Raw genomic sequence first — 15868 nt, forward strand, 5'->3', positions numbered from 1 at the left:
GGAAGAACAAAGATCAGGCATAGCTTGTGCGGTGCCTGATTTTTTTTGCCTGAAACCGTAAAGAAATGAGAGCTTGCAATGATTGTTGAGATAACAAGTGGAAAGATAGAAGGGCTGCAGAAAGGCAGATTGTGCGTTTTCAAGGGACGAAAGGATATTGAAATCGATTTCATTGATAGTTATAATGGATTTATCAACCCTCGAAAGTATGTGAACTGATGAAGAATAGCAAAATTATCGATGTTGCCCGGATTGCCAATGTCTCGCCCGCGACGGTATCCCGCGTATTGAACGACAGTCCGCTGGTAACTAAGGAAACGCAAAGTAAGGTATTGAAGGCCATTCAGGAATTGAACTATACACCGAATGCCATGGGCAAGCAACTCCGATCCAGGAAGACCATGACGCTGGGCGTCGTCGTACTCGATATCGGGATATCCTATCATGCCGAGATTATCAAGGGAATTGAACAAAGGGCAAACGCAATGAATTACAAAATTCTCATCTGTAACTCGCAAAATGAGAAGAAGAAGGAACTGGAGTATTTGTCGCTGCTTCAGAACCGGACAGTAGACGGCATTATTCTGGTGGCACCGATGCTGAGCGACGAAGAGATCGCGGCCTTCGCTGGTGAAGGGTACACGATTGGGGTTATCGGACGCCGGCTTGGACATCCTAGTATTCCCTGCTCCACTACGGATAACTGGAAAATCGGTCGTGATGTGGTCACTCATCTGGCGGCGAACGGGCACCGGAGGATTGCCTTTTTGAACGGCTACGAGGAGGCGCTCGACAGCATCGAGCGGCTGCAAGGGTTCAAGGAGGGGCTGGCTGCGGCGGGACTTCCTTTTCTGTCAACTCTGGTTGAGAAAGGAGATTTCTCCGAAGATGGAGGATATGCAGCTTTCTGTCGGTTATGGGAAGAAAGCAATGATTTTACAGCGGTTTTTGCCGCCAATGACGAGATGGCATTAGGTGTGTACAAAGCTTGCTCTGAGTATGGCATTGCGATTCCGGACCGCATGGCGGTGGTAGGCGTCGACAATATCCGGATCACCAATTATGTATCGCCTAAGATCAGCTCAGTTGAACAGCCGCTGTACGAGTTGGGGGCGCTGCTGGCGGACAAGGTTATCGATCAGATCAATGGCAATCTCCAGCAGGGTCAAGGAAATTTTATGGTTGATTCCAGGCTGGTTGTCAAAGGTTCTTCCCAAAAAGGGGCTGATTCGAAATGAATGCCCACCTACAGGGCTGGAATAACACTATCCTTTGGTGGGGGAATCATGCATGAAAATGCCGCATAGAAAGGTAGAACGCTACTTCGGGAAGTTTTTTTCCGTAATGGTAGTCACGATTTTTCTGACAATTTCCATCCTGTCCATCATTCTTTATATGAATTTTGAGAAGATTGCGCTCCGCCAATCCTATGATCAGACGATGGGTAGTCTGGCGCAGACGACTCAGGAAGCCTCCGTGATGGCTGTGACCGCCGCCACGTTCGCCAAGCAGATTTACAACGATCAGAATGTCGCCAATCTGCTTAATTTTCCCGACGTCAGTGCGCTGGACATCGCCGTTTCCATCCGGCAGCTGACCAATTACCGTGAAACCTCGCCATTTATCGAATCTATCTATGTTTACAATGCCGAGGCACGCACCTTTTATGTCACTTCTGATATGAACGTACCTTCTGTGTTCACCGAGACGGAATTTTACGACCAGGAGCTGCGCAGCATGCTCCAGGATGTAAACGATTACAACACGCTAATGCCGATTCCCCGCAAGTTGAGGATCGATGGGCTGGTCGGAAACATCGCTGAGCGGGAACGCGATACGTATACTTTTTTGCTATATGACACGCTCAGCAAGAAATCGAGGAAGAATGCGGTCGTCGTCAACATAAAGGAGACGCAGCTGCATAAGCATATCGACGGTTCTCTGACGAATGCTCCGACGAATACCTTTCTGATCGACGAAAACGGCACACTTGTCACGAATAGCTGGAAGACGCCGATGCTGAGCAGCCTTAAGGGCACGACGTATATAGACCGGATATTGCGAGATCCGGAGGGTTCCGGGTATTTTGCTGCTGAGGTCGATCATGTCAAATCTCTGATCACCTACAGCAGGTCTGACTATCTAGGCTGGAGGTATATACGCATTGTGCCTTATTCGGTAATCAGCCAGAATATCGACAGTATGCGGACCAAGACAATGATCGTTGCCGGAGGCATCCTGCTCGCCGGACTTGCGCTGTCTTCTCTGCTGTCCCGTCGGATTTTCAGCGGGCTGAACCACAAGCTCTCCCGGCTAGGTAAGCTGGAGACAGAGCAGCGGGAGAGTGTCCAGGCCATGCGCATGGATTATCTTCGCAGCCTGTTGAAGGGATATACACAGATGACCGCCCCGCATGCAGCCGACCGGTTTGAACGGTACAGCATTCCGCTGGATCCTTTACAGCCTGTCCGTGTCCTGCTGATCATGGTAGACGATCACCTGCTGTTCGTGAACCGATACAAAGAGGAGGACCGCAAGCTGCTGATCTACGGAGTGCTCAACATTGCCCAAGAGCTGTTCGCTGCCGCTGGCATTCCCGCCACCGCGGCGGATATCGGAGATGAACAGGCGGCGGTGCTGCTTCAGATGTCCGGCGATGCCGAAGGTGACCGGGAGCGGTGCAAGGAGTTTGCTTCCTGGATTCAGACGGCAGTCAGCAAATATTTAAAGCTGTCAGTCACTGTTTCCTCGAGCCTGAGCGGCCCGGGTATTGAAGCGGTGCACGGCTTGTATCAGCAGGCGGTGGAAGCCTCATACAGCTGGGTGTTCAGCGGAGCCGGCAGCCATATCGAAGCCGAGGAAGTGGAACAGAACAAGACCAAACGTTATGAATATCCACTGCATAAGGAGAAGCAGATGATTGATGAGCTAATGCTGGGGCGGATAGCTGATGTAAGGCAGCTGTTCCGCGAGATCATTGTAGATACGGCTGCTTATACCTATATTTCCTACCAGTTTGCCGTTTCACATCTGACCTTTGCGCTGCAGAACGCGCTGCGGATTATCCGGTCACATTCACTGTCGAACGAGGACTGGGAGTTCATTAATCTGCAGCTGTATATGCCGCACTCCCGGACGGAGACGATGGAGCAGTTCATTGAACGTTGTATGTTACTATTTGATCAGTTGGAGAATCAGATGAATGAACGGAAGAAGAGCCGGCAGGATGAATTGCCGGGCCGGATCAAAAAAATTCTCGATGAACGTTATGCCGATCCGGATCTGTCTCTGGACATGCTGGCAGAGGAGCTTGGCATGTCCGCCACCTATATCGGGCGCGTGTTCAAACAGCATACGCTGCAGACGATACTAGGTTATATCCAGAAGGTGCGGATGAGCAGAGTGCGCGAGCTGCTGCTGCATACGGATGCTCCCGTCGGAGAAATCGCAGAACGCGCCGGCTTCTCGAACAGCCCGTACTTTTTCAAAGCGTTCAAGAAGTACAACGGTGTAACGCCTGCGGAATACCGCAGAACGGGCCGAGGGCGAACAGATGATGACGGCGTAGAAGCAGGCATTGCAGCAGATTAGAAGAGAAGGCGATCCACGGCGATAAAATCGCGTAGGATCGCCTTTTTTAACATACAGAGGTAGCAAATAAGCAGTCAGTTCGGAAAAAATTAGTCTGCTTTTTAAGCAAAAAGTGAGTCATATCGCATATGGTAAGTTGCCCGGAAAGAGGCTGTCTCCTAGTATTGACCTTGAAGCCGGAAGTACCGGCGGAATATTCCAAACAGAAGGAGAAGGAGGCTGATTCGATGTCCGGAAAGGGCGGGATCATCCGGGAACTGCGTCAGAGCAAGACGCTTCTGCTGATGATTGCACCAACAATTGTGTTTTTCATTGTGTTTAGTTACATCCCGATGATTGGCGTGTATTACGCCTTTACGAAGTTTGATTTTGACGGGGGGCTGTTTGAAAGCCAGTTTGTCGGGATGGAGAATTTCAATTTCCTGTTTAAGACAGGAGTACTGTGGAATTTGACCAAGAATACCGTACTGTATAATCTGGCGTTCATTATACTGGGCAATATCATGCAGATTATTTGTGCTGTATTCCTTGCTCAGCTGTCCGGCAAGCTGTTTAAGAAGACGGCCCAGTCGCTGATGTTTCTTCCCTATTTTCTGTCCTGGGTGCTGGTAGGCGCGTTCGTCTACAACCTGTTCTCAGACCTCGGAGTAGTCAACAGCGTACTTAAGCAGATTGGACTTCATCCCTATGATTTCTACCTACATACGGCGCCTTGGAAGTTCATTATTGTGTTCTTTAATATCTGGAAAGGGCTCGGCTACGGCACCGTCATTTATTTGGCAGCCATTATGGCGATCAGCGATGAATATTACGAGGCGGCGAAAATCGACGGGGCGACTATTTTTCAGCAAATCCGCAATATCACGCTGCCGTTACTGAAACCTACCTTCATCCTGCTGATTCTGTTCAGCCTAGGCGGCATTATGAAGGGGCAATTCGATCTGTTTTATCAGATTATCGGCAGCAACGGTATGCTGTACGATGCCACAGACATTATCGACACGTATGTGTTCCGTTCCCTGACGGTCAATTTTGACATCGGTATGGGTACGGCAGCCGGCCTGTATCAATCCTTTTTCGGCTTCGCCTTGATCATGATCGTCAATTTCATCATCCGTAAGACGAACAAGGACTACTCCTTGTTTTAGAAAGGAGGTATACGCTTGAGTACTCAAGTCAATCAACTGGCCAAAGCGGATGCCTTCAAGGGCAGCCGGATCAAGCAGGATAAGGAAACCATCGTTTTTAATATCATCGGCTACACACTGTTGACATTCGTTTCCCTGATCTGTCTCATCCCCTTCTGGCTGATCGTTGCCGGTTCTTTTACCGATGAGCTGGAAATTATCTCAAAAGGCTTTCAATTTTTCCCGAACACGCTCTCGTTTGAGGCTTATAAGTCCGTATTCAGTACGCCGGAGCAAATTTACCGGGCTTACGGTGTAACGATCGGTGTGACCATCGCCGGCTCACTGCTGGGCATTTTCCTAACCTCGATGGCTGGATATGTCCTCTCCCGCAAGGATTTCGCAATGCGTAACGGCATTTCGTTCTTTATTTACTTCACGACTTTGTTCAGCGGCGGCCTAATTCCCTGGTATATTCTCATGACCAAAAATTTGGGGCTCAAAGACAGCTATTGGGCGCTGATTCTACCTCCGCTGCTGAGTGCCTGGAACATTATCCTGATGCGCAGCTTCATGAAGTCGATCCCTGAATCCATTGTAGAGTTCGCCAAAATTGATGGCGCCGGTGATTTCAAGATCTACCAGAGGCTGATTCTGCCGCTGTCGACGCCTGGACTCGCCACAATCGGGCTGTTTCTCGCACTCGGCTACTGGAACGACTGGTTCAATGCCAATATGTTCATTACATCGGATAGTAAATATCCGCTGCAATTCCTGCTCTATAAAATCCTGTCCAGCGCAGCGGTGCTGCAGACGAACAACGGAGCCTACCTGGCCGCTAATGTCGTGCCGCCAACGGAAACACTCAAAATGGCCGTTGCTGTGGTGGCGACTGGGCCAATTATCCTGCTGTATCCTTTCGTCCAGCGCTACTTCGTGAAAGGGCTTACTGTTGGAGCGGTCAAAGGTTAGAACCGGCTTGCCGGCTAACATAGTGTTTTTTTATAAGTAATAAAGGGCAAGGTCAGACAGGCTCGAAGCATTTAGCACATTAATAGAGGAGGAATCAAGTTGGGAAAAATCAAAAAAAGATGGACACTGCTCGTCTCGCTCTCCATGCTGGCATCGTTGCTGGCAGGCTGCGGCGGATCGAATAACGGTGCGGCGGAAAAGAACAATCCGGCTACGTCCGGAGGCAATGCCAGTCCATCGGCAAGTGAGGCCACATCGTCGAAGGAACCGCTCGAAAAGGTAAAGTTAACCTGGTATCTGGTCGGCGATACGCATAAGGATATGGACAAGGTGTTGGCCGAATGGAACAAAATGCTGGAAAAAGACCTGAACACTACGGTCGATCTCAAGTTTACCACTTGGAACGACTGGCAGACTAAATATAATCTGCTGCTAACCTCCGGTGAGAAGATCGACATGATCTTCGCATCGAGCTGGGCAGATTTCTACAAGCTGTCCAAGCAGGGGGCGTTCCTGGATCTGACGAATCTGCTCCCTGAATATGCACCGGAAACTTGGGGCAATGTGCCGAAGGATGACTGGGGCTCCGTCACGGTCGGCGGCGGTATTTACGCGGTGCCGAATACGGTTCCGGAATACACGCCAGCCGGCTACGTCTACCGGGAGGACTGGCGCAAGGAATTGGGCCTGCCGGAGTTCACCGACCTGAATTCGATTGAGGCTTACATGGATGCCGTGAAGACGAAGAAGCATGTTACCCCGATCAATGGCTTGGTCTATGATAACGTGAAATTCCTATCCCAATACTGGAATGATTTCCAGATGATTGGCGGAAGTGAGGTGATCGCGGCCACTTCTTACGATACTCCGCGGGACATTCAAATCGTACCGTTTACCGACAAGTACGAAGCTTGGGTCAAGAAGATGAAGGAGTGGGCAGACAAGGGCTACTGGAACAAAAACTCGCTGTCCTCAAAGCAGGAAGCCGGCGATTTTATCAAGACCGGACAAGGATCGATCTACTGGCGCAACCCGTCCAGCGCCGGAGGCTTTATTAATGAGGTGAAGTCCAAAAAACTGAATATGGAAATCAGCTACTTCCCATTCACCCGGTTCCACAATTATGTACTTCCGACGCTGCCAAGCTCGAACGCGATGGCTGTTCCGAAGAGCTCGAAGAATCCGGAGCGCTCGCTGATGGTGCTCGATAAGCTTCGCAACGACCCTGTTTACTTTGATCTGATGACCTACGGGATCGAAGGCAAGCACTGGGCCAAGGGCAAGGACGCCAAAATGATTGTCATTCCGGCACCGGGTGTCGATCTCAATGTGACGCCGCGTTTCGATATCGCAAGCTGGGGCTGGCGCTATGAGCCCAACATGCTGAAAGAAGAAGGAGGCTGGGATGGCCTCGATAAGCTGAAGGAAGAATTCAAGCCGATCAGCAAACCGGATATTTTCGGACCGATTTATATGGATTATGATCCGGTTAAAACCGAGCTTGCAGCGGTCAACCAGGTGTTTGAGCAATACGGTAAGCCGCTGATGCTCGGGCTGATGCCTGATGTGGACGCTGCACTCAAGACCTACCGCGACAAGCTGAAAAGTGCCGGTATCGAAAAACTGCTGACTTATGTGCAGGAACAATCGAATAAATATTTTGACGAAAAAGGTATCCAATAGAGCTTGAAATTATGAGGAAAAGCGGCGGAGGCAATTTCGCCGCTGTTCCAGTTCCTATTCAGAAAAGAAAGGGGAATGTGGCAAAGCAGATTACGGGATCTGCTCTGGACCGAGTCGAAGTCCGGCGAGGCGCGGTAAGAATCGCCAGCAGCGGAGGTATGGACAGCGTGACCCCTATCGTCTTCCGCAAGCCGGATGGCGGGTACATGGCGGTAGTGGTCAACTGTACTGACCACCGTGATCAGGACTTCCGACTGCTCTGCGAAGGAATGCAGTTCACAGCCTCTCTGTCAGCTGGGACCTATTGCTGGGTGGTTGTACTGGACTAATCCCACGTTTTCGTTACGTTTGTTGTTAGCTCTATAAGGGAATTTTGAAAAGTTCATATAATATCGGGAGAGTGAACTGTTATGGCAATCAAAAAAATGCTGACTTTGGCAGTTGTTCTAGCCATTGCCGTGCCTATTGGGTCGGTGTCCGCACCGCAACAGGCGCAGGCTACAGGGGAAATCGTACAGGTATGGCTGTCCAACCCGAACACAAATACTTGGCTGGCAAGACAATCGGATGTCAATTTTTCTGCATCCGGCGGAGGTGCCGACTATACGATTACTGTCAATGAAGGAAGCACCTATCAGACGATGGACGGTTTTGGAGCTTCACTCACTGATTCATCCAGCTGGCTGCTGCAAAACAAACTGTCTGCAGCCAAAAGAACCGAGATCATGAATCAGCTGTTCAGCGCCAGCGGCATCAACATCAGCGCCCTCCGCCAGCCGATCGGCGCGAGTGACTTCAACTGGGAAATGTGGACCTATGGTGATACGAGCGGGAATAGTGATGATATGAATCTGAACGCTTTCTCGTTATGGCGGGAAGATGCCTACATCCGTCCGATGCTTAATCAGGCCTATAAGGTTAATCCGGGCCGGATCAAGCTGTTCGCCGCCCCGTGGAGTCCGCCAGCCTGGATGAAGACGCAAAAAAGCCTCTACGGCGACACGGGCGGCACACTACGTACCGATAGCTATGATGCCTATGCTAATTATTTGGTGAAATATCTGCAGCAGTATGCCGCACTTGGAACACCGGTCTATGCCCTCTCCCTGCAGAATGAACCGAAATTTGCCCCACACTATCCCGGATTGCAAATGTCTGCCAGTGAACAAATCAATCTGATCAATGTGCTGGGTCCGAAGCTGGCACAGAACGGACTTAACACTCAAATTATGGCCTATGACCACAACTATGACGATATCAGCTATGCCTCGTCGGTGCTGGGATCCAGCGCATCTGCCTATACGCAGGGCAGTGCTTTTCATTATTATTCGGCCCTCAGCCATTCCAATCTGACTACGCTGCATAACGAGTATCCGGCCAAACGGATCTGGTTCACGGAAGGCGGCAGCGGAACGTGGATTGGCGGCGGCACGAACATGGGAATGTTCCAGGATCTGATGATGCATACGATCCGATTTCCCAGAAACTGGGCAAAGTCCTATATCATGTGGAATGTCGCGCTGGATCAGAACGGCGGTCCTGCTCTCGCCGGAGTTGATGCTGCCAACCGCGGCTTGCTGACCATCCGCTCTGACACTATGGACTCAGTGACCTACAACCCGCAATTTTACGGTCTGGGGCACAGCAGCAAATTTGTCGACCTGAATGCGTCCCGCATCGATTCGAACACGTTTCAGGACAGCATGGAGGACGTAGCCTATAAAAATCCGGACGGCACCATTGCTCTTGTGCTGTCCAACCGGCTCTCCAGCGCTAAGACCGTCAAGATTCAGTGGAATTCGCAGTCATTCACGTACATGGTTCCTGCCGGAGGCGCGATCACGTTCAAATGGTCGTCCACCTCGGCACCGGTGACCGGCGGCACTTATAAGATCTTGAGCAAAGTTAGTGAAATGGCTCTGGATGTGACTGACGTTTCTACGGCGGATGGAGCGCTTGTCCAGCAATGGGAGTATACAGGCGGAAATAACCAGCGATGGACGATCCGCGATGCAGGAAATGGGTATGTCAATATCGTTAACGCAGCCAGCGGCAAAGCCCTGGATGTGATAAACGGCTCCACCACGGACGGTGCGGGCGTTCAGCAGTGGGCACTTACCGGTACGGGAGGAAATAATCAGCAGTGGAAGCTTGAAGCGGCAGGTGGGGGCTATTATAAGGTTGTGAATAAGAATAGCGGTAAAGTGCTGGATATTCCAGGCGCTTCAACCATGAACGGTACCAAAATCCAGCAGTGGTCCTATACCGGAGCGGACAATCAGTTATTCTTCTTTGTGGCACCGTGAGGTTTGATTTGTACACCAAAAAGCCCGCACAATTGCGGGCTTTTTGGTGTGTATGAAGACTGGATGCTCAGTTTAAGGCAGCCATCCCTCAGACTTGTGCTCATCAGGATTTCCGGCTGCTGTGCGAAGGACAGATTGGCCTTTCTCTATCAGCGCCTGAAGTGCATTCTGTATATAACTTCCATTGGCAATGAATAGCTTATGGTTGCAGGTGCTCAACAAACAGATAAAGCAAGATCGCCTTGATTTTACTTGTGTCTTGATGTTTCGAACTAAGACCTTCCATTCATGGTGCAGCAACTTAAACTGATATTTTATTATAGAGGTTTTATGTCATCCATTTTCAGACTATTTGTAACAGGCCCTGTGACAGGTTATAATTTAATTGGTATGACTAAGTAATCGTTATTTAACGACCAATAAAGGGGATTTCAAATGTACAGAACAGTTCAAGATTTTCTAGGAGAATGGGCAAGCGCTTCTGCTGGGACAATTCGCGTTCTTGAATCACTTACCGATGACAAATTAGATCAGGTAATTGTTGAAGGTCACAACTCATTGGGATGGTTAGGTTGGCACTTGGCAACCTGTCCGATGTTTTTTGGTGGTCAGGTAGGGTTAACACTTACTCCAGTAGGCAATCCGAAGGATGTTCCGGCTCATGCGGCTGTGATTGTTGAAGCGTATAAGAATATCGCGGCTAATATTGCTTCTGAGGTTGAGAAATTAACGGACGAGCAAATGGTTGAGAGTGTACAGACCTTTGCTGGATTAATGCCTCGTGGTGCAATGCTTAGATCGCTTATAGATCACCAGACACATCATCGTGGTCAAATGACTGTTCTCTTACGTCAAGCAGGTCTTCGTGTACCTGGCGTAATTGGTCCTACTAGAGAAGAACAAGCTCAAATGAAATAGTTACTTGTATTTACGAAAAAAATCTCGTTTCCTAGACATTTGTCTTGGAAACGAGATTTTTTTTGTCGGACGGAGTGTCACTATTATCGCTAAAGAATGCTGTTGCTTTTTGGAGGGGCCGGCGATCACTATCAGCCTGCTTCAATTTGTTGCATATATTCTCTGGGTGAGATCCCCGTCACTTTCTTGAAGACCTTACTGAAATAGAAGGCACTTTCATAACCGAGTTTTTGGGAAATTTCGTAAATACGACCTTCACCGCGCATCATCATTTCCTTGGCCACAGTGATTTTAGTCTCCGTGATATATTCTACATAATTGACCTTAGCGACTTTGGAGAACAGATGGCTTAAATAGTTTGGACTGAAATTGAAGACATCTGCTACTTGATTCAGTGAAAGCTTAGTGCCGAGATTTCTTTTGATATATTCCTGGACATTTTTGACGATTTGTTCTTTATAGCTTTGTCTTCGAGTAGAGAGAATTTCCGAGCAGCCATCACGGAACTGAATCAACCAGCCGGCGATCTCTTCAATCGTATGCATCTGATAGATGGCCCGGTATCCTTCCGGCTCATTTTCGAAGATATGCTCTACAATGTTTTCTCCATCCGCAAGAAGCGAAGTGGCCATATACAGAATATTGCAGGCAGCATCGGTGGCGGGCACCAGTAAGTCAGGTCGGTCTTCGAAGATTTCAATCATTTTGGAGATGATGGTGTATAAAGCAAGGGTATCTAGTTCTTCAAAAGCACGGCGGATCTCCGAACGAGATTCAGAGAAATCAAACAACGGATGTTCCTGCTCTAGAGGTTCATTCTCATCGAAGAAAACAAAAGACCGTTCTTGCAGGGCAACTGGCAATGCCTTTCGAGCTGCTAGGTAGCTCTCCCGCATTAAATAAGGGTCCTCGACGGCAAACCCTATGGCACCAATAATCGTTACATTGAAATAGTTATGTAATACGGATGCCATGTCGGTAAGTTGCTTCTCAATGTCAGACATCCAGTGACGGGGATCGACTTCGGGGACAGGTAGAGCAACGGCGAAATTACGTAAGTCAAGACTGGTTACATAACAGGGTTGTATAGAAGTAAGCGTATCCTTTGCCATTTGCACAGTGCTTGAGCATAAGGCAACCAGCTTATCTCCACGGGGAGGAACAGTGTCTGGGCCCAGAATGCGGCAAGTACAGACTAGGTAGGCGGGCTCGGAAAACTCTAACGCCAAATCCTCTTTCTGCAGGAGATACTGGTTCTTATTCTCGAACAGGTTATTGAACAGACGAATGAAGAATTTATCACGCTGCGCCTGAAGGTTGCCACGGTGAACCAGCTTTGGGTAGCTTTCCATCGTCTGGTAACTCTCTAGAAAGGAAATAGCCTTTCGGATGGATTCGGCCAGTGCTTCCGGAGTGAGTTCCAGCTTTACTAGATAATCCGTGGCCTGCACCTCTATAGCTGCGCGTGCGTATTGAAATTCTTCATAACTAGTCAACATAATGAATAGCGGAAGTCGACCATATTTTTGGCGTATCGAAGCGGCAACCTCTAAACCGCTCTTGATTGGCATTTTGATATCGCTGATTACGATGTCCGGGCGGAGAGTGTCAATCATCTCTTCTTCTTGAGCACCGTTGTGCGCGATACCGACAATCTCTATATTATATTGCTCCCATTTCAGCATAGACTGCAAGCCGATACAGACAAGAGCTTCGTCGTCGGCAATTAATAATTTAATCAATTTGACCACATCCTTGCTAGATTTGCCATTCTACTCTTTTTGTATAAATGGTAGAAGGATTTTCATTAGAGTATACTGCCCCATTTCACTCTCAATCGAAAGACCGTAATTCTCCCCAAAGGCTAGCCGTAAACGCTCATTTACACTATGGAGTCCAACGTTCTCGAAAACTCCCCTAGTTCCATCCTCCGAATCACACAGAATGGTGGAGATTTGTTCTTCCTTCATGCCTACACCGTTGTCTTCAATCGTGACCAGGATATCGGCAAAGCCGCTTTTTTTCACCGTGATGAGAATATCTCCTCTACCTTTGGGCTCGATGCCATGGAAGATAGCATTCTCAACCAGAGGTTGTAACGTGAAACGGGGAATCAGGCCGGAGAGCAGTTCCTCATCTTCAATTTCCTTCACCATCGAGACTGTACTGCCATACCGGTATTTCTGAATCAGAAAATAGTCATCGAGCAGGCTTAACTCATCATTCAGTGGCATTAGTCTCCGGTTGTCTTTGGCGATGCTCCGCAGCAGTCTGGAGAGTGAAGTAGTCATTTCTGCAATGCCGGTAGCATTCTGAATCGTAGCCATCCATTTGATCGAATTCAGTGTGTTGTACAAGAAGTGGGGATTGATCTGACTTTGCAGCATCCTGTACTCTAGCTCCTGTTTCTGCTTCTCGTCAGCGAGCCGGCTATCCATGAGCGCAACAATGTCCTGTGATAGACGGTTGATACCTCGACCAACATCACCTAGTTCACTGTTCCATTCGATATTGCGGTCCAGCAAGAAGTTGCCCTGGGCAATCTTATCAATTCGCTTCTTTAATTTCTCTACCGGGAGACTGATGTTACGGGTTAAGTACAAAGTAATAATGCCGCTTAAGACGATGACTAGTAAACAAACGCCAAGCATTACCAGAATCCATAGATTTGCTTTGGGAGCGAATTGATCATTGGATAAGGTCTGCGACAGAATCACTCCACTCCGCACGGGATAAGAGACCACAATTTGGCTTTCTTCATCCTCCAGCTTGATCATGGACAGCTCGGTTTGTGGACCGACAGGCTTATCATCGGTATAGGCCACAGGTTCATACGGCGTAGTCATTGCAGTCACTTTATCGCCAATGAGCTGATAATGATGATTGCCGAGCGTCAACAGCATTCGGGAGTTCTTTGGCAGGGAATACCCCTTCAACTTGTCGGTAATTAAGGAAGTATTGGCGAGTAAGTAGACCGTTCCAATCCGGGCAGCCCCATCTCCGTAAATAGGTAGAACAAAAGGAATTCCGTTCGTGGTGGAGAGCGGGTCCTTAATTACTTGTTCCCACTGCTCCACAGCATCTTTATTTAGTCCGGGAATTTGACCGATATTGTGTACAGTAAGTGGAATTGAAGTGCTGACGGAATTATCCACCTGCAGGAACTTTCCGTTGTTACCCGTAACAATCAAGCGGCGGACATAGCTATTGGACCGATTGATCCGAAAGTCCTCCTGCATGGAGTTAAATACATTAACAGCATCCTTGGCGCTTGCCTTCGGAGATACAAAATAATCAGTGAGTAATGTATTGGTGGACGAGTTGGTGCTATTGGTCATCGCTAATGAGGAGAGATTAATCAAATCTTGTTCAATAATATGGGAAACTAGCTGCAGGTTGAACTCAGTCGCCTGGATGGTTGTTTTACGCTGATAATAGGTAATCAATTCATAGCTGAAAAAGGATAGCAGAGCGGCGATTAGTAGCGCAAAGATGGTCATGATCAGAATAATGCGGCTCTTAATGGTTGATTTTCTTACCGTATTGAACACTCCTCTACAAAATGCAGAAAAATATAAAGCGGTTTCAAAAATATCTTTCAATTAATGCATATTCAAAGTTAATCTTCTATTTATAATATGCTTAACTAGTTTACCGATATCCATATTAACACCATAGCATATTCCTGTGATTCCATACAGTGGAAGGCAGAGGAGCTGAGAAATTTACATGTTTTAAATAGGATTTTACAGGTTTGAAGCAAGGAGGAAGAGAAGAACAAAGAAAAGTGAATGAACTGAGTTTGAAAATACATGCCATTCTAGATGGGAAAGTCTTAAACTTTGAAATAGATCGGATGAGCCGATCAGTGTAAACAATCAGAAGGAAAAGGGGATTTTTATATGAAATTGAAAAGATTCTATGGCATGACTTTTGCCACAATACTCTCCCTAAGTGCGCTAGCCGGATGTTCCGGTAATAACAACAACGAAGGCAGTGCTGCAACAGCTGCTCCAGAAACGGGCAATACTGCAAACGCTTCCGCTGAACCGAAACAGGACCCTGTGACCTTGAAATGGGCATTGTGGGATTGGGAAGCCACAGCATACTATCAGCCGTTGATCGATGCCTATAAAGCTGAGCATCCGAATGTAACGATCGAATATGTCGATCTTGGTTCCACTGACTATATGACAATGCTAAGTACACAGTTGTCCGGTGGTGCAGATCTGGATGTTCTTACGATTAAGGATATTCCTGGATACTCAAACCTTGTGAAACAAAATCACTTGGAGCCGCTCAAGGGATTCATGGGAGACAAAAACATTGATCCATCCGTCTATGGCGGTACTGTAGAACAGATCGAAGTGAACGACGAAGTGTATGCGCTTCCTTTCCGGAGTGATTTCTGGGTTGTCTACTATAATAAGGATTTGTTCGATAAAGCGGGAGTGGAGTATCCAAGTAATGATATGACATTCGACCAATATGATGAACTTGCTAGAAAAATGACCTCGGGCAGCGGTTCTGAAAAAGTATACGGAGCCCATTATCATACTTGGCGGAGCGCGGTTCAATTGTTCGGTATTCTTGACGGTAAGAACAACGTTGTCGGTGGAAACTACGATTTCCTGAAGCCAACCTATGAACGGATCTTGAAAGAACAGGAAGATGGTATCGTTATGGATTACGCCACACTAAAGACTTCAAGCACGCATTATTCCGGTGTGTTCTACAACAATTCCGTTGCGATGATGAACATGGGCAGCTGGTTTATAGCGACTCAAATTGAAAAGGTGAAGAGCGGCGAGTCTCAATCAACCAACTGGGGAATTGTGAAATATCCTCACCCGGATGGTGTGGAAGCCGGTACAACACTGGGTACAATTACTTCCCTGGCTGTAAATCAGAAATCCAAAAATAAAGAAGCGGCACTTGATTTCATGAACTTTGTGACTGGTGAAGAAGGTGCAAAAGTCATTGCTTCCACCGGAACCATTCCAGCGATTAAGAACGATGAAGTTATCAGTTCCATTACTTCGATTGACGGTTTCCCTACGGATGATAACAGCAAAGCGGCACTGACTACGGTTCAGACTTATTTGGAAATGCCAATGCATGAAAAGAGTGCGGACATTGAAGTAATTCTAAACGAAGCCCACGATAACATTATGACCAAAAACGCTTCGATCGACGAAGGCTTGAAGGATATGAATACGCGCGTACAGCAGCTCTTGAACAATTAACCTGAAGAGAGTTGGTGAATTCTAA

11 protein-coding genes are annotated in these 15868 nt (G+C 47.9%); 9 read left to right on the forward strand and 2 right to left on the reverse strand.

From position 1 onward, the window contains the following. Window positions 1-218: 218 nt before the first annotated feature. From MKY52_RS23285 to MKY52_RS23320, 8 genes are all read left to right on the forward strand, one after another. On the forward strand, window positions 219-1238 hold the full coding sequence (locus tag MKY52_RS23285; RefSeq protein WP_341053781.1) for a LacI family DNA-binding transcriptional regulator: 1020 nt from the start codon (window positions 219-221) through the stop codon (window positions 1236-1238). Between the two features lie 52 nt (window positions 1239-1290). Then, window positions 1291-3591, forward strand: a complete 2301-nt coding sequence (locus MKY52_RS23290; protein ID WP_341053783.1) for an AraC family transcriptional regulator — start codon at window positions 1291-1293, stop codon at window positions 3589-3591. A 227-nt stretch (window positions 3592-3818) separates the two neighbouring features. Next, on the forward strand, window positions 3819-4739 hold the full coding sequence (locus MKY52_RS23295; protein ID WP_341053786.1) for an ABC transporter permease: 921 nt from the start codon (window positions 3819-3821) through the stop codon (window positions 4737-4739). A gap of 15 nt (window positions 4740-4754) precedes the next feature. Next, complete coding sequence (locus MKY52_RS23300; RefSeq protein WP_341053788.1) at window positions 4755-5690, forward strand: carbohydrate ABC transporter permease; 936 nt, start codon at window positions 4755-4757, stop codon at window positions 5688-5690. A gap of 99 nt (window positions 5691-5789) precedes the next feature. Continuing rightward, window positions 5790-7373 carry an extracellular solute-binding protein gene (locus MKY52_RS23305; protein WP_341053791.1) on the forward strand — a complete coding sequence of 528 codons (1584 nt, stop codon included), beginning with the start codon at window positions 5790-5792 and terminating at the stop codon, window positions 7371-7373. Window positions 7374-7384: 11 nt separating this feature from the next. Then, a complete protein-coding gene (locus MKY52_RS23310) occupies window positions 7385-7702 on the forward strand; it encodes a glycoside hydrolase family 30 beta sandwich domain-containing protein (RefSeq protein ID WP_341053793.1) in 318 nt (105 codons plus the stop codon). Window positions 7703-7783: 81 nt separating this feature from the next. Further along, window positions 7784-9679, forward strand: a complete 1896-nt coding sequence (locus tag MKY52_RS23315; RefSeq protein ID WP_341053797.1) for an RICIN domain-containing protein — start codon at window positions 7784-7786, stop codon at window positions 9677-9679. A 435-nt stretch (window positions 9680-10114) separates the two neighbouring features. Continuing rightward, on the forward strand, window positions 10115-10597 hold the full coding sequence (locus MKY52_RS23320) for a DinB family protein (RefSeq protein WP_341053800.1): 483 nt from the start codon (window positions 10115-10117) through the stop codon (window positions 10595-10597). Window positions 10598-10728: 131 nt separating this feature from the next. On the opposite strand, the gene MKY52_RS23325 is transcribed toward MKY52_RS23320, so the two are convergent. Next, window positions 10729-12339: a response regulator gene (locus MKY52_RS23325; RefSeq protein ID WP_341053803.1), complete on the reverse strand. Its 1611-nt coding sequence runs from the start codon at window positions 12337-12339 to the stop codon at window positions 10729-10731. Between the two features lie 30 nt (window positions 12340-12369). Continuing rightward, window positions 12370-14148, reverse strand: coding sequence for a sensor histidine kinase (locus tag MKY52_RS23330; RefSeq protein WP_341053806.1), 1779 nt, complete (start codon window positions 14146-14148; stop codon window positions 12370-12372). A 351-nt stretch (window positions 14149-14499) separates the two neighbouring features. Between MKY52_RS23330 and MKY52_RS23335 the strand changes: the two genes are divergently transcribed. Next, complete coding sequence (locus MKY52_RS23335; protein WP_340968788.1) at window positions 14500-15843, forward strand: ABC transporter substrate-binding protein; 1344 nt, start codon at window positions 14500-14502, stop codon at window positions 15841-15843. The last annotated feature ends 25 nt before the right edge of the window (window positions 15844-15868 follow it).

It is taken from the genome of Paenibacillus sp. FSL P4-0184, assembly GCF_038004625.1.
Taxonomy (GTDB): domain Bacteria; phylum Bacillota; class Bacilli; order Paenibacillales; family Paenibacillaceae; genus Paenibacillus_AQ.